This window comes from Aeromicrobium sp. JP4 (assembly GCF_054957925.1).
Genome location: NZ_CM143290.1, coordinates 659060 through 680333 on the forward strand (window position 1 = coordinate 659060; position 21274 = coordinate 680333).

A 21274-nucleotide genomic window follows, 5' to 3' on the forward strand; every position below is an offset into this window, starting at 1 on the left:
AATCTCACCCGCACACGATATCGGTCCCACCTCACGAACCGTGCGCGGTTGCCGTTTCGGGCGCGTGGGACGAAGGTGTAGGCAACCTACGAGGGGGAGCCATGGCGACCAGCACCGATCAGCCCACCGAGCTCAGGCGGGTCCTCGGACCCAAGCTCCTGCTGTTGTTCATCGTCGGGGACATCCTCGGTACGGGCGTCTACGCCCTGACCGGGCAGGTCGCGGCGGAGGTGGGCGGCGCCGCGTGGCTGCCGTTCCTCGTCGCCTTCGGCGTGGCGCTGCTGACGGCGCTCTCCTACCTCGAGCTGGTGACGAAGTACCCGCAGGCCGCCGGTGCCGCGCTGTACGTGCACAAGGCCTTCGGCATCCACCTGTTCACGTTCATGGTGGCCTTCACCGTGATGTGCTCGGGCATCACGTCCGCCTCCACCGCGGCACGCGCGTTCGCGGCGAACCTCGCCGTGGGCTTCGACTGGGAGGCGTCGAACTTCGAGATCATGCTCATCGCGCTCGGATTCATGTTCCTGATCGCGGCCATCAACCTGCGTGGCGTGAGCGAGGGCGTGAAGACCAACGTCGTGCTGACGCTCATCGAGCTCTCGGGCCTGCTCCTGGTGATCATGGTGGGCCTCTGGGCGATCGCGGGCGGCAACGCCGACTGGGGTGCTGTCGTCGCGTTCGAGACACCCGACGACAAGAACGTGTTCCTCGCGGCTACCACCGCCACCTCGCTGGCGTTCTTCGCGATGGTCGGCTTCGAGGACGCCGTCAACATGGCCGAGGAGTGCCACGAGCCGAACCGCATCTTCCCCAAGATCATGCTGACCGGCCTGGGAGTCACCGGCGTGATCTACATCCTCGTGTCGATCTGCGCGGTGGCGATCGTGCCCATCGGGGAGCTCGCCGGGAACGACACCCCGCTGGTCACCGTGGTCGAGCAGGGCGCGCCCGGCGTCCCGATCGACCAGATCCTGCCGTTCATCTCGATGTTCGCCGTCGCGAACTCGGCCCTGATCAACATGCTGATGGCCAGCCGGCTGCTGTACGGCATGGCGAAGCAGGGCATCATCCCCCGGAGCCTGTCGAAGATCAGCAAGCGCCAGACGCCCTGGGCGTCGATCGCCCTGACCACCGGCCTGGCGCTGGGCCTGATCGCCTACGTCTCGAACGCCAGCACCGAGGCGGTCGCCATCCTCGGCGGCACGACGAGCCTGCTGCTGCTGGCCGTCTTCGCCGTCGTCAACACCGCCGTGCTGGTGCTGCGCAAGGACACCGTGGAGCACTCCCACTTCTCGACCCGGGCGCCGATCGCGGTGCTCGGCATCGTGACGTGCGTCTACCTTGTGACGCCGCTGTCGGGCCGGCCGGGTGAGCAGTACGAGATCGCGGGGATCCTGCTGGTGATCGGCCTGGTGCTGTCGGTGCCGATGTACTTCCTCAGCCGTCGCCGGGGCGAGCGGCTGGAGGTCGGGGCGCCGGACGACCTTCCGCCGCACGACATCCCCTGACCCCAGCCGCTCGGTGTCAGTGGCCGCCGCCCACCCGGTCGGGGTACTTGTTGGAGTACCAGAGGCTGGCCACGGCCGTGATCGTGAGCGTCGCGATGATGACGCCCAGGCTCAGCAGGGTGGGCACCTCGGGGATCGGGATCGGGCCGATGTGGTGCACCGGCTCACCGCCGTTGATGAACGGCAGCTCGTTCTCGTGCAGCGCGTGCAGGACGAGCTTGATGCCGATGTAGAACAGCAGGAACGCCAGGCCGTAGGACAGGAACACCAGACGCTGCAGCAGGTCGCCGAGCAGGAAGTACAGCTGGCGCAGGCCCATCAGCGCGAAGACGTTCGCGGTGAAGACGATGTACGGCTCCTGCGTGAGGCCGAAGATCGCCGGGATCGAGTCGAGCGCGAACAGGATGTCGGTGGTGCCGAGCGCGATGATGACCAGCGCCATCGGCGTGATCGCACGACGGCCGTTCTCGCGGACGACCAGCTTGAGGCCGTCCCACTGGTCGCTCATGTTGAAGCGCTTGCGGGCGAACCGGACGACGGCGTTCTCGACGTCCTCGTCCTCGTCGTCGTTCTTCGCCAGTTTGACCGCCGTGTAGAGCAGGAAGGCGCCGAAGATGTAGAAGACCCACGAGAACTCGTTGATCGCCACCGCGCCGAGCGCGATGAAGATGCCGCGGAAGATCAGCGCCAGGATGATGCCGACGAGCAGCGCCTCCTGCTGGTACTTCCGCGGGACGGCGAAGCTGCTCATGATGATGATGAAGATGAACAGGTTGTCGATCGACAGGCTGTACTCGGTGAGCCAGCCGGCGTAGAACTCCACGCCGTACTGACTGCCGTGGAAGCCCCAGACCCACGCGCCGAACGCGATGGCCAGGCCAATGTAGAACGACAGGTAGAGCGCGCACTCCTTCGTGGTGGGCTCGTGCGGCTTGCGGGCGATCACGACGATGTCGAACAGCAGGATGGCGATCGTCACCGCGATGGTGACACCCCACTCGAGCGTGCTGACGTTCACAGGCGTTCCTCTGCTTCTCTCTCCGGGTCATCAAGGACTCGGAGGTCTCTTCCACCGGAATGCAGATGTGGCCGGTCCGGCGCCCCGGGGTGGTCGACGATGACCCCCGTGCTGACGACACGCCGGTGATGGGAATACTCCCCTCCGCGGACCAGTCTGACAGCGCCGCGAAGCCGGCGCCAACTCAGGTGCCGGCGCTCATCATTCCGCGCAGCTCCCGCTTGAGCTCGCCGATCTCGTCGCGCAGGCGCGCCGCGACCTCGAACTGCAGGTCGGCCGCGGCCTGGTGCATCTGCTGGGAGAGCTGGTCGATGAGCGACGCCAGCTCGCCCGAGGGCAGGTCGGCGAGACCCTTCGTGTGCTGGCCCAGCGGGACGGCTGCGCCCTTGCGCTTGTGGTCGCCCGTGGCGGCGAGCAGGGCTCGGGTGTCCTCGTCCTCGCGGGCGAGCATGTCGGTGATGTCGCCGATCTTCTTGCGCAGCGGCTGCGGATCGATGCCGCGCTCGGTGTTGTAGGCGACCTGCTTGGCCCGGCGACGGTTCGTCTCGTCGATCGCCTTCTCCATCGAGTCGGTGATGCGGTCGGCGTACATGATCACCTGACCGGAGACGTTGCGCGCCGCGCGGCCGATCGTCTGGATCAGCGAGCGACCCGAGCGCAGGAAGCCCTCCTTGTCGGCGTCGAGGATCGCCACGAGGCTGACCTCGGGCAGGTCGAGGCCCTCACGCAGCAGGTTGATGCCGACGAGGACGTCGTACTCCCCCATCCGGAGCTCGCGCAGCAGCTCGACGCGGCGCAGCGTGTCGACCTCGCTGTGCAGGTAGCGCGTGCGGATGCCCGCCTCCAGCAGGTAGTCGGTGAGGTCCTCGGACATCTTCTTGGTCAGCGTGGTGACCAGGACGCGCTCGTTCTTGGCGACGCGGTCGTTGATCTCGCCGATGAGGTCGTCGATCTGGCCCTTCGTCGGCTTGACGACGACCTCGGGGTCGATCAGGCCGGTGGGGCGGATGACCTGCTCGACGACGTCACCCTCGACCTTGTTCATCTCGTAGTCGCCCGGCGTGGCCGAGAGGTAGACGGTCTGGCCGATCCGCTGGAGGAACTCGGGCCACTTGAGCGGCCGGTTGTCCATCGCACTGGGCAGCCGGAAGCCGTGCTCGACGAGCGAGCGCTTGCGGCTCATGTCGCCCTCGTACATCGCGCCGATCTGCGGGATCGTGACGTGGGACTCGTCGACGACGAGGACGAAGTCCTTCGGGAAGTAGTCGAGCAGGCAGTTCGGCGCCGATCCCGGCGGCCGTCCGTCCATGTGCAGCGAGTAGTTCTCGATGCCCGAGCAGGTGCCGACCTGCTCCATCATCTCGAGGTCGTACGTGGTGCGCATGCGCAGTCGCTGGGCCTCGAGCAGCTTGTTCTCGCGCTCGAGCACCGCGAGCCGCTCCTCCAGCTCGGCCTTGATGCGCTCGATCGCGCGCACCATGATCTCGGGGCCGGCCGCGTAGTGGGTGGCCGCGCCGACGAAGAGCTCCTGGTCGTCGCTGAGCACCTCGCCGGTGAGCGGGTGCAGGGTCATCAGCCGCTCGATCTCGTCGCCGAAGAACTCCACCCGCACCGCCATCTCCTGGTAGACGGGGAAGATCTCGACGGTGTCGCCCTTGACGCGGAAGGTGCCGCGCGTGGCGCTGACGTCGTTGCGGACGTACTGCGCCTGCACGAGCGTGCGCAGCAGGTGGTCGCGGCCCATCTCGTCGCCGACCTTGAACCCGATCATCCGGTTCAGGTACTCCTGCGCCGAGCCGAGGCCGTAGATGCACGACACGGTGGCCACCACGATGACGTCACGCCGCGTGAGCAGCGACCACGTGGCCGAGTGGCGCAGCCGCTCGACCTCCTCGTTGATCGAGGAGTCCTTCTCGATGTAGGTGTCGCTCTGCGCGATGTACGCCTCGGGCTGGTAGTAGTCGTAGTACGAGACGAAGTACTCGACGGCGTTGTTCGGCAGCAGCTCGCGCAGCTCGTTGGCGAACTGCGCGGCGAGGGTCTTGTTCGGCAGCATCACGAGCATCGGGCGCTGCAGCTGCTCGGCGAGCCAGGCGGTGGTGGCCGTCTTGCCGGTGCCGGTGGCACCCATCAGCACGACGTCGTCGGTGCCACCCTGGATGCGCTGGGTGATCTCGGCGATCGCGGCCGGCTGGTCGCCGGCGGGCTGGTAGTCGGAGACGACCTCGAACGGTGCCACCTGCCGCGTGAGTTCGGAGACGGGTCTCATGCCTTCGAGCCTACGGGCGGACACCGACAGAATCGCGCGGAAGGACCCGCGGGGTGATCACCGCCGGACGCGGTACCGCAGGTACATCAGCCCCGCGGCGCACTCCCGGCTCTCGACGAGCTCGAGGTCGACGTGCTGACGACCGCGCGTGAAGTAGGGGATGCCGCCGCCCACCAGCACCGGGCTGACCCGCAGGCGGTACTCGTCGATGAGGCCGAGGTCGGCGGCCTGCGCCGCCAGCGTGGCCCCGGCGATCGCGATGTCGCCGTCGCCGGGCTCGGCCCTGAGCCGCTCGATCTCCTCCTGCAGCGTGCCGGTGGCCAGCCGCGCCGCGCCCTCCACCTCGGTGAGCGTGCGCGAGAACACGACCTTGGGCAACGGGTTCCACAGCTCCGTCCAGCGGCGCTCCTGGTCCCCCAGGTCCGGGTCCTCGGCGGCGGTCTCCCAGTAGAGCATCGTCTCGTAGATCCGCCGGCCCATGAGGTGGGTGGAGACGCCCTGGATCTCGTCCATCGAGATCTCCATGACGTCGCTGATCTGCTCCTCCGGCGCGCCCCAGTCGAATCCCCCGTCCGGCCCGACGATGTAGCCGTCGAGCGACAGGCCCATCGAGTACGTCACGTCGTGCATCTGACCTCCCCGTCTCGGTGGTCCGACCGTACGACGACGGTCGTCAGTCCGTCGAGCGGTCGGGGGCGATGCCGAGCGTGCGGATCGTGGTGGCGAGGCCGCGGTACTGGCCCACGAGCAGGCACAGCTCGATCGCCTGCGCCTCGTCCCAGTAGGCGCGCAGGCGCCGCCACGTCGCGTCGTCGACGTCGTCCTCGGTCAGCAGCCGGTCGGTGGCCGCGAGCAGCACCTCGTCCGACGGCTTCCACCCGGCGAGGTCGTCGGCACGCACCCGCTCCATCTCGTCGCGCCCGAGGCCGGCCCTGGCACCGAGCCGCACGTGGTGCTGCCGCTCGTACTCGCTGTCGCACCGGTGGGCGACCCGCAGGATCACCAGCTCGGTCTCCCGGCGCGGCAGCCGTCCGCGCAGCATCAGCGCACCGGAGTAGAGCAGCCACGCGCGGAACAGGCCGCGGTTGCGGCCGAGCGTGGTGAACAGGTGGGCGTTCCTGACGCCCGCACCGCGGGACAGCAGACGGCCGAGCAGGTGGTTCACCGGCCCGAGCTGCCGGCGCCCGCCGGGGGTGACGCGCGGCGCCCTCATCGCCTCCCTCCGCTCATCGCCCGGGCCTCGGCGCGCGTCAGCATCCGGTTGAGGTACCGCATCGCCAGTCCGTACCCCCAGGGGAACCAGCGCTGGGCGTAGTGACCGAGCCGGATGTCGCGTGACGTGTAGACCCAGTAGCGCCGTCGCTCGAGGCCCTTGACGATGGCGTCCGCCGCGGCCTCGGGGCTGATCGCGTGGCGGAGGAACCGGTGCTCGATCGCCTGGAACGACGGCGCGGAGCGGTCGACGCCCACGACCTCGAGATCGCGCACCAGCGGTGTCGCGACCGCCCCGGGGCAGACGAGGCTCACGCCGATCCCGTGCCGCCGCAGGTCGAACCGCAGCACCTCCGAGACGCCACGGAGCCCGAACTTGCTGGCGCTGTAGGCCGCGTGCCACGGAAGCCCGAAGATCCCCGCGGCGCTCGAGACGTTGACCACGTGACCTCCGCGGCCCGCCTCGATCATCCCGGGCAGGAAGGACGACATGACGTGGACGGGCCCCATGAGGTTCACGTCGAGGAGCCGGCGCCAGTGCTCCTCCTGGAGCCGGTCGATCGTGCCCCAGATCGAGATGCCGGCGATGTTCAGCAGCACGTCGGGCGATCCCACCTCCTCCCGCACGTCAGCGGCGAAGCGTCGGACCGCGTCGGCGTCGGTGAGGTCGACCGCACGGCTGAGCACGACCTGGCCCCGAGATGCCCTGACCTGCTCCACCGTGCGCTCGAGCCCCACCGGGTCCAGGTCCGTGAGCACCAGACGCGCACCGGCGCGAGCCAGCGCGAGCGCCGTGGCGGCTCCGATCCCGCCGGCTGCACCGGTCACGACACACTGCTTGGTACGTATGTCCAACTTCGCCATGCTGCACACCCTACGTGCTGTGCGTCACATCGCCTTGACGCGCGCGCGGTGCCGGACGTCACTTTCGCGGACGGAGCCGATAAGGTCGTCGGTATGGCCATCGTCGAGCGCAGGGCGCAACGCACGCGCGAGATCCTCGATGCGACCCGCGCCCTGTTCGACGAACGTCGAATGCGGGACGCGCAGATCGAGGACATCGCCCGGGCCGTCGGCATCAACCGCGCGATCATCTACCGCCACTTCACCACGAAGGAAGAGCTCTTCGCGATGACGCTGGTGGACTACCTCAATCAGCTCGAGACCCGTCTGGCCAAGTCCGACGACTCCCGGTTGAGCCCCATCGAGCGGATCGACACGATCACCGTCGAGTTCCTCTCCTACGGCAGCGAGTACCCCGCGTTCGTCGACTGCGCGCAGTCGCTGCTGCGCCACCGCGGCTCCGAGCTGCTCGAGCAGATCAGCCTCGACCGCCTCACCGAGCTGGGCGCCGCGATCAACCGCTGCTTCGACCACATCACCTCGGCCATCCTGGCCGGCAACGCCAGCGGCGACTTCGACGTCAAGGACCCCGAGCTCGTCGCGAACATCATGTACACGCAGGGTCTGGGCATCCTGAACCTCGTCACGTTCCAGCGCTCGATCCGCGAGCTGAACTCGGGCCTGCCGACGATGGAGCACCTGCCCACGACCGAGGTGCTCGACCTCGCGAAGCGCTCGGTGCGCGCCATCGTCGAGATCCAGGACTGACACTCCCCCAACGACGCACACGAAGCGGGGCCGGTGGCTGATGCCACCGGCCCCGCTTCGTTCGTCCGTCGCGTCAGCGCTCGAGGATCGCCACGACGCCCTGGCCGCCGGCGGCGCAGATTGAGATCAGGCCGCGACCCGAGCCCTTCTCCTCCAGCAGCTTGGCGAGGTTGGCGATGATGCGCCCGCCCGTGGCCGCGAACGGGTGCGCCGCGGCGAGCGACGAGCCCTTCACGTTGAGCTTGCTGCGGTCGATCGAGCCCAGCGGGCTGTCGAGGCCGAGGCGGTGCTTGCAGAAGTCCGCGTCCTCCCACGCCGCGAGCGTGGAAAGCACTTGGCCGGCGAACGCCTCGTGGATCTCGTAGAAGTCGAAGTCCTGCAGGGTCAGGCCGTTGCGCTCGAGCATCCGCGGCACCGCGTAGGCCGGAGCCATCAGCAGGCCCTCGCCGCCGTTGACGTAGTCGACCGCGGCCGTCTCGTAGTCGACGAGGAACGCCTTCACGTCCCAGCCGCGACGCGCGGCCTCCTCCTCCGAGGCCAGCAGCGCCACCGAGGCGCCGTCGGACAGCGGCGTGGAGTTGCCGGCGGTCATCGTGGCGGCGTCGCCGAGCTGCTTGCCGAAGACCGGCTTGAGCTTGGCCAGCTTCTCGACCGTGGAGTCGGGGCGCAGGTGGTTGTCGCGCTCCACGCCGTTGAACGGCGAGACGAGGTCGTCCTGCCAGCCCGATTCCCACGCGGCGGCGAGGTTCTGGTGCGAGCGGGCGGCCAGCTCGTCCTGCGCCTCGCGGGTGATGCCCCACTCGTGCGTGGTGAGCGCCTGGTGGTCGCCCATCGACAGGCCGGTGCGCGGCTCGGCGTTGCGCGGCTGGTCTGGGGCCAGGTAGCTCGGGCGGATCTTGGTGAGCAGCTTGACCAGTGCCTTCTTGTCGCCCTTGGCGTTGGCCTGGTTGGCCTGCAGCAGGATCTTGCGCAGCTTGTCGTTGACGGCCAGCGGGGCGTCGGACGTGGTGTCGGTGCCGCCGGCGATGCCGAACTCGATCTTGCCAAGCGCGATCTTGTTCGCGACCTGGAACGCCGCCTGCAGGCCGGTGCCGCAGGCCTGCTGGATGTCGGTGGCGGGCGTGGCGGGCGAGAGCTTGGAGCCGAGGACGACCTCACGCGTGAGGTTGAAGTCGCGCGCGTGCTTCAGGACGGCACCGGCGACGACCTCGCCGGCCCGCTCTCCCTCGAGGCCGAAGCGGTCGACGAGCCCGTCGAGCGCGGCCGTGAGCATCTCCTGGTTGGAGACGCCCGAGTAAACCGAGTTCGAGCGCGCGAACGGGATGCGGTTGCCGCCGATGACGGCGACGCGACGGATGGTGGCGGCGTCCTGGGAGGCGGCCTTGGTGGCCTTCGCGGTCTTCGTGGAGGGCTTGTCAGCCATGCGGAACCTTTCGTCTGCGACCTACGTCGCTTTCCTTTGCCGTGGCGCTGCCGTGCAGGCTAGAGTCACCTTAACGCGTTCAGATACCGATGGTATCCGAGAGATCCGAGAGATAGGACACATCCTGCGATGAGCGACCGTTACAAGTCGATGATCCAGAACCCGATCGGTCAGTTCCTGGTGAAGAACCTGGGCCTGCCGAACCCTCCGGAGCTGGAGCGCTACCGAGGCGGTGCGCTGGTCGACGGTCCCGTCCTGATCGGCGGAGAGGGCCTCGTCGTGGGTTCACTGCCCGGGCTGCTCAAGGGCGCCGGCATCGACACCACCACCGTGCGGGCCGAGGGTCGCCGCTACAAGGGCCTCGTGCTCGACGCCTCCGGGATCGACTCGGCCGCCGGCACCGTGACCCTCCAGGAGTTCTTCACGCCGGTCCTGCGTAGCCTCGCCGGCAGCGCCAAGATCGTCGTGATCGGCCTGCTGCCCGAGCGCGCCGAGACTGTCGGCGCCGCCATCGCGCAGCGCGGCCTGGAGGGCTTCGTCCGCTCGCTCGGCAAGGAGGTCGGCGCGAACGGCAGCACCGCCAACCTCGTGTACGTGACGCCCGAGTCCAAGGACGCCGTGGGCTCGACCCTGCAGTTCCTGCTCTCGGCCAAGTCGGCGTTCGTCGACGGCCAGGTCGTCCGCCTGGGCACCACCGACCTCGCGGAGGCCGACTCCCCCGCCGATCCGACGCGTCCGCTCGCCGGCAAGGTCGCCCTCGTCACGGGTGCCTCCCGCGGCCTGGGCGCAGCGATGGCGCGCACGCTTCACCGCGACGGCGCCACCATCATCGGCCTCGACGTCCCGCCGCTGCAGGAGGACCTCGACGCCCTCATGGCCGAGCTGGGCGGCTCCTCGATCGTCTGCGACATCACCGCCGACGACGCGCCCGAGACGATCGCCGCGGGCCTGGGCGACGGCGTCGACTTCGTGGTCCACAACGCCGGCATCACCCGCGACAAGCGGCTCAGGAACATGAAGGCCGAGAACTGGGCGAAGGTCGTCGACATCAGCGTCGGCGCGCCGGAGCGCATCACGGCCCACCTGCTCGAGCAGAAGCTCATCCGCCCCGGTGGCCGCGTCATCGGCATCTCGTCGATCGCGGGCATTGCCGGGAACAACGGCCAGACGAACTACGGCACGGCCAAGGCCGGCGTCATCGGCTTCGTCCAGGCGCTGGCGCCCCGGGTCGCCGGCGACGGCATCACGGTCAACGCGATCGCCCCGGGCTTCATCGAGACCGACATGGTCCAGACGATGCCGCTGGGCATCCGCGAGGCCGGACGCCGCCTCAGCTCGCTGTCGCAGGGCGGCCAGCCGGTCGACGTCGCCGAGGCGATCGCCTGGTACTGCCACCCCGGCTCGTCGGCGATCTCGGGCAACGTCGTGCGGGTCTGCGGCCAGGGCTTCCTCGGTGCCTGACGTGACCACGCGCACCTTCGACAAGGCGCCCGCGGGCCTGCCGCTGATGCTCAAGGCGGCGCTGCCGGCGATCCCGGTCGTCGGCGGCCTGCCCGGCATCAAGCACGAGCGCGGCGGCCTGCCCGACGTCACCCTGCGGCGCACGCGGGTGGCCACCGACCTGGCGCACCTCGACCGATACAACGAGGTGTGCGGGTTCGCCCGCGCCGAGACCCTCCCGGCCACGTACCCGCACATCGCGGCGCACACGCTGCACCTGAGCCTCATGACGGACACGGCGTTCCCGTTCCCGCCCATGGGCGCGGTGCACCTGCGCAACCGCATCACCCAGCACCGGCCGATCGGTCGCGAGGAGATCTACGACCTCTCGCTGCGGGCCACGGCGGACGACCCGCACCCGAAGGGACGCCTCATCTCGCTGGTCAGCGAGGCCCACGTGGCGGGCGAGCTGGTGTGGGACGAGACCATGACGGTCCTGTTCCGCAGCAGCAAGGGCGGCGACGAGCCCGCAGTGCCCCCGCTGGCGGGCGTGGACGCTCCCGAGGGAGTCGTCCACTGGAAGCTCGGTGGCAACCTCGGACGTCGCTACGGCGCCGTGTCGGGCGACCGGAACCCGATCCACCTCTACCCGTGGACGGCCAAGGCGTTCGGCTTCCCGCGCCAGATCGCGCACGGCATGTGGACGAAGGCGCACAGCCTCGCCGCGCTGCAGAACCGGCTGCCCGACGCCTACACGGTGGACGTCGAGTTCAAGAAGCCGGTCCTGCTGCCCGCCACCGTCGTGTTCGGCACCGAGGCCGAGGGCGCCGTGACGACGTTCGGCGTCCGCGACGCCCGCTCGGCAGCTCCCCACCTCGTGGGGCGCATCACGCCCGCCTGAGCGAACGAAAGGGCCCGCCACACGTGCTGTGTGGCGGGCCCTTTCGTCTCGTCAGCGCTCGTCGCGGGGCTTGGCCGGGCGGATGAGGCCCTCCTGCGCGACCGTGGCGACGAGCGTGCCGTCCTGGGTGAACACGCGGGCCGTGCTGAGGCCGCGGGCACCGGAGGCCGACGGCGACGTCTGGTCGTAGAGCAGCCACTCGTCCACCCGGAACGGCCGGTGGAACCAGACCACGTGGTCGAGGGAGGCCGGCTGCACCTTCGGAGAGCTGATCACGAGGCCGTGCGGCACCAGGGCGGCGCCCAGCAGGCTGAAGTCGCTGTAGTAGGTGAACGCGGCGCGGTGCAGCTCGGGATCGTCCGGCAGAGCGTCGCTCGCGCGGAACCACATGCGCTGCACGACGGGGACGTACGGGCGGGAGGGGTCGTCCTCGGGCCGCGGGTCCCCGACGTAGCGCATGTCGAACCCGCCCCACTCGCGCTTCCACTGCTCGGCGCCGTCCGGGCTGATGTACTTCACCAGGTCGAGCATCGAGGTGGCCTCCTCGGGGCCCGGCGTGGGCGGCAGGACGTCCTGGTGGTCCCAGCCCTCCTCGTCGCGCTGGAACGAGGCGGTCATGTAGAAGATGACCTCGCCGTGCTGACGTGCCGACACCCGGCGCGTGGCGAAGGAGCGGCCGTCGCGCACGCTCTCCACGTCGTAGATGATCGGGATGCTCGGGTCGCCGCCGAGGATGAAGTACGCGTGCAGCGAGTGCAGGTGCTTCCCGTCGGTGACGGTGTGCTGGGCCGCGCTCACGGCCTGACCGGCCACCTGGCCGCCGAAGACGCGCGGCAGGCGCGACTCCTTGGGCTGACCACCGCGGAAGAGGTTGACCTCCAGCTGTTCGATCTGCAGCAGGTCGACGAGTTCGTTCACGGAGGCAGGCACGATCGCGATCCTATCGAAGTCGGCCGGCGTCGCCGGGCCGACGACGGCACGGCGCAGCCGTAACCGTCGTCACAACTTCCGGTGATCGAGTGCCGACGAGCGAAGCGAGGCGGTGTATCGAGATCACGCCAGGCTCGGTCAGCCCTGATCGTCCTTGCGCTGCCTGGCCAGGAACTGCTCCAGCTGGCTCGCGAGCTCGTCTCCGGTCGGGAGGCTGGCGTCGTCGGCGAGCAGCGACTCGGCCGCGCCGCGGCTGAAGATGTCGTACTGCTCCTCCAGGCCGGCCAGCACCTGCTCACCGTCCTGCTCGGCGATCTGCTGCTCGATCTCGGTGATCGACTCGGGCTGGCGGGCCCGGAGGTCCTCGAGGTCGAACTCGAGGCCCAGGCGCAGGCCCACGGCCTCCAGCAGGGCGATCGCGGCGGTCGGGTACTCGATCTGCGCCAGGTAGTGCGGCACGTGCACGACGTAGCCGATCGCGTCGAGCCGGTGCTCGCGCATCCGGAACTCCAGCAGCGACTGCGCGGACGACGGCACCGTGACCTCGGCGTTCCAGAAGTTCTTCCGGTCGACCAGCTCGGGGCGGGTGCCGTGCATCGTCAGCAGCGGCGGCCGCGTGTGCGGCACGCCCATCGGCACGCCACCGAGGCCCACCGTGAGCGGGACGCCCAGCTCGGTGATGACGTCGATCGTCTCGGCCGCGAAGGCCTCCCAGCCGAAGTCGGGCTCGGGACCGGCGAGCAGCAGGTACGGCGTGCCGACGCGGTCGGTGTGACGCGTGAGCTGCAGGACGGGCTCGACGTAGTCGACGTAGTGGTCACGCCGGAACGTGATCGGGGGCCGCCGGGCGCGGTAGTCGAGCATCGAGTCGAGGTCGAACTCGTGCACCACCTCGCCGCCGTCGGTGCGCAGCTGCTCGGCCGCGAGGACCGAGGAGGAGCCCGCGCTCAGGAAGCCGTCGAGGGCGACGATCAGCGGGATCGGGTCGCGCTCGTATTCATCGGAACGTCGTCGTGAGAACCACTTCGGAGTCAACGCCGGTCACCCTCGGGACATTCCCCGAGCCGGGCCAGTGCGTCCTGCGTGATCGACTCGGGGGTCAGGCCGAGGCGGCGCAGGATCACGTCGCGCTTCGCGTGGTCGAGGAACTCCTGCGCGACGGCGTGGATCCGCACCGGCACGTCGAGGCCGCGGTCGCTGACGGCGTGCAGGATCGTGGACCCCACCCCGCCCTGGCGGCCGTTGTCCTCGATCGTCACCACGAGACGGTGGTCGGCGGCGAGGTCGAGCACGGCCGGGTCCAGCGGCTTGATCCAGCGGGGGTCGATCGCCGTCGCGGCCACGCCCTCCTGCTCGAGGCGCTGGGCCACGTCGACCGCCATCGCGGCCATCGTGCCGACGCCGACGACGAGGACCTGGGCGTCGTCGGACCGGTGCAGGACATCGACACCGCCGACGCGGTCGACGGCCTCGAGGTCGGGGGCCACGGGGCCCTTGGCGAAGCGCACCACGCTGGGCGCGTCGTCGATCTCGACGGCCTCGCGCAGCAGCTCGCGCAGTCGGCTGCCGTCACGCGGGGCGGCCAGGTGCAGGCCGGGGACGAGCTGCATGAGGGAGAGGTCCCACATGCCGTTGTGGCTGGCGCCGTCGTCACCCGTGACGCCGGCGCGGTCGAGCACGAAAGTGACGCCCTGGCGGTGCAGGGCCACGTCCATCAGGACCTGGTCGAACGCGCGGTTCAGGAACGTGGCGTACACCGCGACGACCGGGTGCAGGCCGCCCATCGCCATGCCGGCCGCGCTGGTGACGGCGTGCTGCTCGGCGATGCCGACGTCGAGGACGCGATCGGGGAACTTGTCGGCGAAGGCGTCGAGCCCCGTCGGGTACAGCATGGCCGCGGTGATGCCCACGACGTCGGGACGGTCGTCGGCGATGCGCACGATCTCGTCGCGGAAGACGGAGGTCCAGCCCGCGGGCGCGATGCTGATGGCCTCGCCCGTCAGGCGGTCGAACGGGGTCGCCTGGTGCATCTGGTCGTTCTCGTTGGCGACGGCGATGTCGTAGCCGTGGCCCTTCGTGGTGATCGCGTGGACGAGCACGGGACCGCCGAAGTTGCGGGCCGCCGTGAGCGCCTGCTCCATCGCGTGGCGGTCGTGACCGTCGACCGGACCGAGGTACTTGATGCCGAGGTCCTCGAACATGCCCTGCGGCGCGAGGACGTCCTTGAAGCCCTTCTTGATCGCGTGGAGCGCCTCGTAGGCGACCTCGGCGAACTTGGGGCCGGTGGTCATCCGCTCGCGGATGGCGCTCAGGGCCGGCTCGTAGCGCGGGTTGGTGCGGATCTGCGTGAGGCGGTTCGCCAGGCCACCGACGGTGGGCGTGTAGGAGCGTCCGTTGTCGTTGACGACGATCACCACGCGCCGGCAGTTGTCGGCGCAGATGTTGTTGATGGCCTCCCACGCCATGCCGCCGGTGAGCGCGCCGTCGCCGATGACCGCGACGACGTGGTCGTCCTTGCCCTGCACGGCGTTGGCGCGCGCGAGGCCGTCGGCGTACGACAGCGACGTGGAGGCGTGCGAGTTCTCGACCCAGTCGTGGGGCGACTCGGCGTGGCTGGGGTAGCCCGAGAGGCCGCCCTCCTTGCGCAGGTCGCCGAACTGGTCGGCGCGGCCGGTGAGCATCTTGTGGACGTAGGCCTGGTGTCCGGTGTCCCAGACGATCTTGTCGTTCGGGGAGTCGAACACGCGGTGCAGCGCGATCGTCAGCTCGACCACGCCGAGGTTGGGACCGAGGTGCCCACCGTTCGCGGCGACCGACTCGATCAGCAACTCACGGACCTCGGCAGCGAGCCGCGCCAGCGATTCGTCGTCCAGGCGTCGCAGGTCGGCGGGACCGGACACGGAGCTGAGCACTGACGGCATTCCTCCATCGTAACGACGCCCGGCCAGCGAGGCGCCACGACCGGCCGTCAGCCGAGGTCGTGGAAGCGCCCGCGGGCGTGGGCCGTCCCGGTGGAGGCCTCGACGCCGACCTCGTGGACCGTTCCGGTCACGCGCAGCGACCAGCCGATCTCGGTCACCTCGTCCACGGTGAGGCCGCACCACGAGCGGTCCTCGAGTCGGGGTCCCCACGCGGAGTCGGTCCAGCGACCGACGGTGAACATGCCTCCCGGCGCCGGCGCCATGCCGGCGAACACCTCGGCGAGGTAGTCGTCGCCGGGCTGCAGCACGCTGGCCGCGGCGCGGGAGCCCACGTCGAGCGACTCCCCCAGGTCGGAGTCGGGATCGACGAGCAGCTCGATCCGGGGCGGCTCCCCGTCAGCGAGCAGCACCGAGGAGACGGTGAGTCCGACGCGGTCGCGGCCCGCCCCGGCGGCAACGATCGTGACCGGCGCGGGGAGGCGGCCCCGGAGCCGGCGGAAGGCGTCCTTGTCGCGGTCGGCCGGCACGAACGGGTGCTCCGAGTGGATCGTCACTCCCCCATCCCATCATCCGCCGCCGCGCCGGACACCCCGTGACGCAGAACTGCCCGCCACCGGAGCGGTGGCGGGCAGTTCAGACGTCTCGCTCAGTCGAGCAGCGAGCGCAGCACGTACGGCATGATGCCGCCGTTGCGGTAGTAGTTCGCCTCACCGGGGGTGTCGATGCGGACGACGGCGTCGAACTCGACGTCGTCGGCCTTCACCTTGACCGTGCGCGGCGTGGTGCCGTCGTTGAGCTCGGTGATGCCGGTGACCGTGAAGGTCTCCTCACCGGTCAGGCCCAGCGACTCGGCCGTCTCGCCCTCGGGGAACTGCAGGGGCAGGACGCCCATGCCGATGAGGTTCGAGCGGTGGATCCGCTCGTACGACTCGGCGATGACGACCTTGACGCCCAGCAGCGCCGTGCCCTTGGCCGCCCAGTCGCGCGACGAGCCCGAGCCGTACTCCTTGCCCGCCAGGACGACCAGCGGGATGCCGGCCTCCTGGTAGTGCTGCGAGGCGTCGAACACCGAGGTGACCTCGCCGTCGGCGGTGAAGTCGCGGGTGAAGCCGCCCTCGGTGCCGGGCGCGATCTGGTTGCGCAGCCGGATGTTGGCGAACGTGCCGCGGATCATGACCTCGTGGTTGCCGCGGCGCGAGCCGAGCGAGTTGAAGTCGCGCGGCTGCACGCCCTTCTCCATGAGGTACTTGCCGGCGGGGCTGTCCTTCTTGATCGCACCGGCCGGGCTGATGTGGTCGGTGGTGACCGAGTCGCCCAGCTTCAGCAGGACGCGGGCGCCCTCGACGTCGGTGACGGCGTCGGGCTCCAGGCCCATGCCGTCGAAGTACGGCGCCTTGCGGACGTAGGTGGAGTCCTCGTCCCACGCGAACGTGTCACCCTCGGGGGTCGGCAGGTTCTGCCAGCGCTCGTCACCGGCGAAGACGTCGGCGTACTCGCGGCTGAAGGTGTCGGCGTCGATCGAGCTGGCGATGACGTCCTCGACCTCGGCCGGCGACGGCCAGATGTCCTTCATGAAGACGTCGTTGCCGTCCGCGTCCTGACCCAGCGGGTCGTTGAACAGGTCGACGTCCATCGAGCCGGCGAGCGCGTACGCGATGACCAGCGGCGGGGACGCGAGGTAGTTCATCTTGATGTCGGGGTTGATGCGGCCCTCGAAGTTGCGGTTGCCCGAGAGCACCGCGGAGACGGCCAGGTCGCCCTCGTTGACGGCCGCGCTGACCTCGGGGATCAGCGGACCGGAGTTGCCGATGCACGTGGTGCAGCCGTAGCCGACGAGGTTGAAGCCGAGCTTGTCGAGGTAGACGTTCAGGCCCGACTTCTCGTAGTAGTCGGTGACGACCTTCGAGCCCGGCGCCAGCGTGGTCTTGACCCACGGCTTGCGCTGCAGGCCCTTCTCCACGGCCTTCTTGGCCAGCAGGCCGGCGCCGATCATGACCGACGGGTTCGACGTGTTGGTGCACGACGTGATGGCCGCGATCGTGACCGCGCCGTGGTCGACCTCGAACGAGGTGCCGTCCTCGAGCGTGACGCTCTGCGGGTTGCGGACACGCTCGCCCGGGGCACCGGTCGCATGCTCGCTCGGGCCCTCGCCGCCGTTGGCGTACGTGGACGTCTTGGGCGTGTCGGACGCGGGGAAGGAGTCATCGACAGCCTCGTCGTACCCGTTGAGCTGCTGCTCGCTGTGGTCGACGTAGTCGCGCAGCGACGCGCGGAAGGCCGTCTTGCTGTCCGTCAGCGCGATGCGGTCCTGGGGGCGCTTCGGGCCGGCGATCGACGGGACGACGTCCGCGAGGTCGAGCTCGAGGTACTCGCTGTAGCGCGGCTCGTGGTCGGTGTCGTGCCACAGGCCCTGGGCCTTGGCGTACGCCTCGACGAGGGCGATCTCCTCGGCCGAGCGGCCGGTGAGCTCGAGGTACTTCGTGGTCTCGCCGTCGATCGGGAAGACCGCGATGGTGGAGCCGTACTCGGGGCTCATGTTGCCGATCGTGGCGCGGTTGGCCAGCGGGACGGCGCTGACGCCGGGGCCGTAGAACTCGACGAACTTGCCGACGACGCCGTGCTCGCGCAGCTGCTCGGTGATCGTCAGCACGAGGTCCGTGGCGGTGGCGCCCTGCGGCAGCTCGCCGGAGAGCTTGAAGCCGACGACCCGCGGGATCAGCATGCTGATCGGCTGGCCGAGCATCGCGGCCTCGGCCTCGATGCCGCCCACGCCCCAGCCGACGACGCCCAGGCCGTTGACCATCGTGGTGTGCGAGTCGGTGCCGACGCAGGAGTCGGGGTAGGCCACGACGCCGCCGTCGCTGTCGCGGGTGAACACGACGCGGGCGAGCTTCTCGATGTTGACCTGGTGCACGATGCCGGTGCCCGGCGGGACGACGCGGAAGTCGCTGAAGGCGCCTTGGCCCCAGCGGAGGAACTTGTAGCGCTCGCCGTTGCGCTCGTACTCGATCTCGACGTTGCGCTCGAACGCCTCGGGCGTGCCGAAGACGTCGGCGATCACGGAGTGGTCGATGACCATCTCGGCGGGCGCGAGCGGGTTGATCTTGGAGGGGTCGCCACCGAGGTCGGCCATCGCCTCACGCATCGTGGCGAGGTCGACGACGCACGGGACGCCGGTGAAGTCCTGCATGATCACGCGGGCGGGCGTGAACTGGATCTCCTTGCTCGGATCCGCCTTCGGGTCCCACGAGGCGATCGCCTTGATGTCCTCGGCGGTGATGTCCGCGCCGTCCTCGGTGCGCAGGAGCGCCTCGAGCAGGATCTTGAGGCTGAACGGCAGGGAGGCGACGTCGAGTCCCTCGCCCTGGACCGCATCGAGCCGGTAGTAGTCGTAGGACTTCTCCCCGACCGCCAAGGAGTCCTTGGCCTGGAAAGTGTCGACGCTCATGGGCTTCTCCTTCACTGGTGTTCCCATCCTGCCCCCCGTGGGGCCGCCCGGGGGCGTTCAGGATGGCCTAAGTACCAGTTATCTTGATGTCAAGATAAACGATATCAAACGATGTCCGGAAGCGCTCCGCTCAGGTGACCCTCACCTCAGCGCGGCGATGCGCACCAGCAGGGCGCGTCCCTCAGCGACTCGCTTCTCCCACGTGGTACCCACCACGAGCAGGATCAGCCCGGCGATCGCGATGAGGATCCAGCGCTGCAGTCCCAGCGCCGTCGGGCCGACGTTCGCCAGGACCAGCACCAGCAGGACCGCCGCGCCGGCGATGACCGGTGCGCCCCAGCGCAGCACGAGCCCGGCGGCGAGGGAGACGGCGGCGACCAGACCGAGCAGCAGGGCGCGCAGACTGGTCGGGTCCTCCAGCGCCTGGGGCAACGACGGCAGGAAGGCCAGCAGGAGTCCGGGCGTGAGGGCGACCCAGGTGCGGCTCTCCGGGTGGGAGCGCAGGTGCCACCAGCCCGCCACGAGGACGGCCACGGCGAACGGCGCCGTGTACGCCTCGACGGTCTCCACCTCGCTGGCGGCCAGTCGCGCCACCCAGGCGGCGCCGGTGAGTCCGGCGGCGACCCAGCGCAGGTGCGTGCGGTCGTCGTCGAGCAGGCCCACCACGGCCGAGGCGACCGCGCCGATCGTGAGCAGCAGTGAGACCAGGGCCAGGTCGTCGCCCTCGCGGACCACCGTGACGAGCAGGGTCGCGGCGACCACGACCTCCACCGCCGTGCGGTGCCAGGGCAGCTCGTCGAGTGCGAGGGTCAGCAGCAGCAGCCCCGCGGCCACGCCCACGACGATCGGTCCCCACGCACCGGGGCTGACGTCGGCGAGGTCGGCGACCTGCGCGACCGTGGCGACGATCGCGAACGCGGTGAGACCGGCGGCAGCAGCCGAGATCGCGCGACGCGGACCCGGAGGCTCCTCGAGACCCACCACGGCACACACGAGAGCGCCCGCGGCGGCGATCCCCCACGCCCACGCGGTGACGGGTCCTCCGAGGGGCACCACGACCATCGCGAGGGCCACGACGCCCACCGGGACGATCGCGAACCCCCACAGCGCCTTCCGCAGGGCGACCGCGAGCGCGGCACCGACCACGACGAGCACGACGGCGTGCACGAGAAAGGGCAGCGTCGACGAGCCGACCGCCGTGACCACGGCGGCGCCGGCTGCGACGAGCGCGACCGGGACCCGCCACTCCGGCGGAGCGAGCCTCGGCGCCGGCCAGCGCGTCGTGGCGAGCCACGCGGCGATCACGGGAACGGCGACGGCCAGCACCCACCACCCCTCCGTGATGTCGAGCTCGTTGGGGCGCACCCACACGTCGGAGGGCGAGGAGAACCAGCCGGCCTCGTCCGCGCGCTCGGCGTTGGAGAGCGCCACGGCCCCGCACCACAGCAGCGCGGCGGTGCCACCGGCGACCGCCGCCCACCGGGTGCCGAGGGACCAGTCGTCCTCACGGACCACGAACCACGCGAGCAGGGCCACGAGCACCGCGACGGCCGTCAGACCCGCCGCCGACGTGACGACGTCGGCGCTCCACGCCGCACCCTGGGCCGCCACCCCCACCAGGTAGAGCGCAGCGGACACCGCGAAGGCGGTGAGCCAGACGCGGAGGCGGGGCACCACGACGGCCCCGCCCACGGCGAGGGCAGCCAGCACGATGGTCGGCAGCGCCTCGGTCGGACCCAGGACCGGCGACCCGGCCTGCGACGCGTCGATCGCGAGAGCCACGAGCACGACAGCGAGGAGCAGCGAGAGCAGTGCGCTGGGCCACAGCATCCATCGCAGGCCCGTCCGGTGGCCGACGGCGACGACCACCAGCGGCAGCACGAGGGCCGCGGCGGCGGCCCAGAACCAGAGGTCGGCGCCCTCGCCCAGGTCCCCCAGGCGCACCATGACGGCGGGGGCACTGACGTACGGGGCGAGGCCCGCCACCAGCTGCGGGCTGACGAGGCGACGGCCCAGCGGAGCCTCGGCCGACCGGACGATCGCCACCCCCGCACCGACGACCACTCCGGTCCAGAGCACCGAGACCAGCGCGAAGTCGGACCACTCGAGCCCGAAGAGACCCTCGGCCACGGCGGCCAGCAGGTCCACCGTGACGAAGCCGAGGAAGACGGCCCAGAGCGCCTCGGCGGTGTTGTCGAGCCCGCGGCGGGTGGCCCAGCGGGCCGCGAGGCCGACGAGCGCGGTGACCACCAGCAGGACGACCGCCCTCCCGAGGACCCCGAGGGAGCCCCAGGCCACGGTCGCGAAGATGATGCCCGCGACGACCAGGCACACGGCACCGAGGCCGAGCAGGATCGAGCCCGTCGACCACGTGCGAGCCGGCGTCGGCGTCGGCGTCGGGGCGGACGGGAGCGACGTCGTCCCCGCGGCGGGGGTCGTCGCCGCAGCGGCAGCGGGCGTCGTCGCGCCGACCTGCTGGCGGGCACGTCCCTCGGCCACGAGCCGGTCGGCCTCGACGAACAGCCCCCACAGGCGCTGCGCCTCCACGGAGCCGAGGTCGAACCCGCAGCGAGGACAGGTCATCGCTGCGCTG

16 protein-coding genes are annotated in these 21274 nt (G+C 70.2%); 4 read left to right on the forward strand and 12 right to left on the reverse strand.

The window, feature by feature from the left end; translation table 11 throughout:
• Window positions 1-101: 101 nt before the first annotated feature.
• Window positions 102-1508 (forward strand): APC family permease, encoded by a 1407-nt coding sequence (locus ACY1JX_RS03340; protein ID WP_462565207.1) that lies wholly within the window; start codon window positions 102-104, stop codon window positions 1506-1508.
• Window positions 1509-1524: 16 nt separating this feature from the next.
• On the opposite strand, the gene ACY1JX_RS03345 is transcribed toward ACY1JX_RS03340, so the two are convergent.
• From ACY1JX_RS03345 to ACY1JX_RS03365, 5 genes are all read right to left on the reverse strand, one after another.
• Window positions 1525-2526 carry a TerC family protein gene (locus ACY1JX_RS03345; protein ID WP_286927835.1) on the reverse strand — a complete coding sequence of 334 codons (1002 nt, stop codon included), beginning with the start codon at window positions 2524-2526 and terminating at the stop codon, window positions 1525-1527.
• 184 nt (window positions 2527-2710) lie between these two features.
• Entirely contained in the window at window positions 2711-4795 is a 2085-nt protein-coding gene (gene uvrB / locus ACY1JX_RS03350; protein ID WP_286927838.1) for an excinuclease ABC subunit UvrB, read from the reverse strand.
• 57 nt (window positions 4796-4852) lie between these two features.
• Window positions 4853-5425, reverse strand: coding sequence for a dihydrofolate reductase family protein (locus ACY1JX_RS03355; RefSeq protein ID WP_462565208.1), 573 nt, complete (start codon window positions 5423-5425; stop codon window positions 4853-4855).
• Window positions 5426-5468: 43 nt separating this feature from the next.
• Window positions 5469-6008, reverse strand: a complete 540-nt coding sequence (locus tag ACY1JX_RS03360) for a carboxymuconolactone decarboxylase family protein (protein WP_462565209.1) — start codon at window positions 6006-6008, stop codon at window positions 5469-5471.
• Entirely contained in the window at window positions 6005-6835 is an 831-nt protein-coding gene (locus ACY1JX_RS03365) for an SDR family oxidoreductase (RefSeq protein WP_462565210.1), read from the reverse strand. The genes ACY1JX_RS03360 and ACY1JX_RS03365 overlap by 4 nt, the downstream gene beginning before the upstream one ends.
• A 129-nt stretch (window positions 6836-6964) precedes the next feature.
• Here ACY1JX_RS03365 and ACY1JX_RS03370 point away from each other — a divergent pair, with 129 nt between their 5' ends.
• Window positions 6965-7618, forward strand: coding sequence for a TetR/AcrR family transcriptional regulator (locus ACY1JX_RS03370; protein ID WP_462565211.1), 654 nt, complete (start codon window positions 6965-6967; stop codon window positions 7616-7618).
• A gap of 73 nt (window positions 7619-7691) precedes the next feature.
• Here the strand turns inward: ACY1JX_RS03370 and ACY1JX_RS03375 are convergent, their stop codons facing one another.
• The gene (locus ACY1JX_RS03375; protein WP_462565212.1) at window positions 7692-9041 is read right to left on the reverse strand and encodes an acetyl-CoA C-acetyltransferase; all 1350 of its coding nucleotides are present in this window, start codon (window positions 9039-9041) and stop codon (window positions 7692-7694) included.
• Window positions 9042-9170: 129 nt separating this feature from the next.
• Between ACY1JX_RS03375 and ACY1JX_RS03380 the strand changes: the two genes are divergently transcribed.
• Together ACY1JX_RS03380 and ACY1JX_RS03385 are read left to right on the forward strand one after the other, a co-directional pair.
• On the forward strand, window positions 9171-10502 hold the full coding sequence (locus tag ACY1JX_RS03380; RefSeq protein WP_462565213.1) for a 3-oxoacyl-ACP reductase: 1332 nt from the start codon (window positions 9171-9173) through the stop codon (window positions 10500-10502).
• 1 nt (window position 10503) lies between these two features.
• The gene (locus ACY1JX_RS03385; RefSeq protein WP_462565214.1) at window positions 10504-11382 is read left to right on the forward strand and encodes a MaoC family dehydratase; all 879 of its coding nucleotides are present in this window, start codon (window positions 10504-10506) and stop codon (window positions 11380-11382) included.
• A gap of 51 nt (window positions 11383-11433) precedes the next feature.
• On the opposite strand, the gene ACY1JX_RS03390 is transcribed toward ACY1JX_RS03385, so the two are convergent.
• From ACY1JX_RS03390 to ACY1JX_RS03415, 6 genes are all read right to left on the reverse strand, one after another.
• Complete coding sequence (locus ACY1JX_RS03390; protein WP_462565215.1) at window positions 11434-12312, reverse strand: acyl-CoA thioesterase; 879 nt, start codon at window positions 12310-12312, stop codon at window positions 11434-11436.
• Window positions 12313-12450: 138 nt separating this feature from the next.
• On the reverse strand, window positions 12451-13347 hold the full coding sequence (locus ACY1JX_RS03395) for a proteasome assembly chaperone family protein (protein ID WP_286927851.1): 897 nt from the start codon (window positions 13345-13347) through the stop codon (window positions 12451-12453).
• Entirely contained in the window at window positions 13344-15233 is a 1890-nt protein-coding gene (gene dxs, locus ACY1JX_RS03400) for a 1-deoxy-D-xylulose-5-phosphate synthase (protein WP_462565216.1), read from the reverse strand. The genes ACY1JX_RS03395 and dxs overlap by 4 nt, the downstream gene beginning before the upstream one ends.
• A 47-nt stretch (window positions 15234-15280) precedes the next feature.
• On the reverse strand, window positions 15281-15787 hold the full coding sequence (locus tag ACY1JX_RS03405; protein ID WP_462565217.1) for a flavin reductase: 507 nt from the start codon (window positions 15785-15787) through the stop codon (window positions 15281-15283).
• Between the two features lie 92 nt (window positions 15788-15879).
• Window positions 15880-18681 (reverse strand): aconitate hydratase AcnA, encoded by a 2802-nt coding sequence (gene acnA / locus ACY1JX_RS03410; RefSeq protein WP_462565218.1) that lies wholly within the window; start codon window positions 18679-18681, stop codon window positions 15880-15882.
• A 141-nt stretch (window positions 18682-18822) separates the two neighbouring features.
• Window positions 18823-21264, reverse strand: coding sequence for an SCO7613 C-terminal domain-containing membrane protein (locus tag ACY1JX_RS03415; protein ID WP_462565219.1), 2442 nt, complete (start codon window positions 21262-21264; stop codon window positions 18823-18825).
• Between the last annotated feature and the right edge of the window lie 10 nt (window positions 21265-21274).